At 54.5% G+C, this 1,268-nt stretch carries 2 protein-coding genes; one reads left to right on the forward strand and one right to left on the reverse strand.

Annotated elements, in window-relative coordinates:
• Window positions 1-160: 160 nt before the first annotated feature.
• A complete protein-coding gene (locus BLU17_RS32085; RefSeq protein ID WP_245747128.1) occupies window positions 161-742 on the forward strand; it encodes a lysozyme in 582 nt (193 codons plus the stop codon).
• Here the strand turns inward: BLU17_RS32085 and BLU17_RS32090 are convergent.
• On the reverse strand, window positions 723-1,268 hold a 546-nt coding region (locus BLU17_RS32090), incomplete at its 5' end, for an IS5 family transposase (protein ID WP_092006772.1). The genes BLU17_RS32085 and BLU17_RS32090 overlap by 20 nt on opposite strands.

The raw sequence follows: 1,268 nt of genomic DNA on the forward strand, positions 1-1,268 counted from the left end.
TCCATTCTTCGTCCGACACATCCGTCGGGTAGGGTTTGCGTTTTGCCATCCAGCCAGGATACCAGGTCTGGCCGGAAGTGCCTAACACGCTCTAGACTCAATAAAGGTTAAAGTTGGAGACAGCGTGAGACAGGGGGATGTTCTTGCAAGAAGTGGAATCTTGATCGACAACGGCAGAGCGCTTAGCGTGGTCGGCAATAAAAACGTCTCAATGCTTCACTTCGAAACGTATGATGGATCGGGCGGTTTCAGCCCTAATTCAAAGTTGAATGGAAGTGGCTTGCGATCGCCATTTTATCGTCGCGCAGATTTGATGGATTCACTGGCAATCCTGCAGGAAGGTTATCGAGCAACGTTTTTGGATGCTCGACCGCTTCCACCCCTCGGAAACAGAATCCCAATAGATCAACTGAAAACTTCGACGCAAGGCAAGGAGTTCATCAAGGGTTGGGAGGGAGTGCACTACGACGAAGACAGGTCGCACACGTTCTACTATGACGATAGCAAAAACTATTGCACAGTTGGCTGGGGGCATTTGGTTCAAATGAAGTCTTGCAGCGCTCTTGGATATACTGCGATGTCAAGCAAAATCTCTGTGTCGCAAGCTCAAACGCTATTCGAGACGGATGTGCGAGATATCGAAGAACGTGTTCGTAAAGCGATTCATGTCCCGCTATATCAGCAGGAATTCGATGCACTTGTGTCCTTGGCCTTTAGAGCGGCTAACACAAGTCATCGATGAAGCGCGAACAGATAACGGCAGCAGCCAGGGACAGCAACGCAACATGAATGTCGAGACGACGCTCGAAACGAATGCGCAGTTTACCGAAACCGGCAAACTGCGCATGCGTGCGCTCGACTACCCAGCGATACCGGCCGAGCCGCTCCTTACTTTCCACGCCACGGCTGCCGATACGGGCCGTGATGCCGCGCTGCCTCAGGTAACGACGGCAGCGTGCAAAGTCATAGCCTTTGTCCGTATGCAGCTTGCCCGGACGTTTGCGAGGCTGTCCGTTCAGGCCCGGTACCGCAGGAATGGCATCAAGCGTGCGCTCGAATGCCATCGAATCATGCCGGTTGGCACCCGTGACCGTGATGGCCAACGGAACGCCGCGCGCATCTACGACGATGTGCCGTTTCGACCCGAGCTTGCACCGGTCTGTCGGGTTGGGGCGGTTTCCTGGCCCCCCGGGGCTGGAAACACTGGCGGCATCAAGACTCGCCCGTTCCCAGTCAATCTGGTCATGCTCACGCAAGCGGCGAAGCAT

The organism is Paraburkholderia lycopersici (assembly GCF_900096975.1).
In the GTDB taxonomy this organism is placed as follows: Bacteria; Pseudomonadota; Gammaproteobacteria; order Burkholderiales; family Burkholderiaceae; genus Paraburkholderia; species Paraburkholderia lycopersici.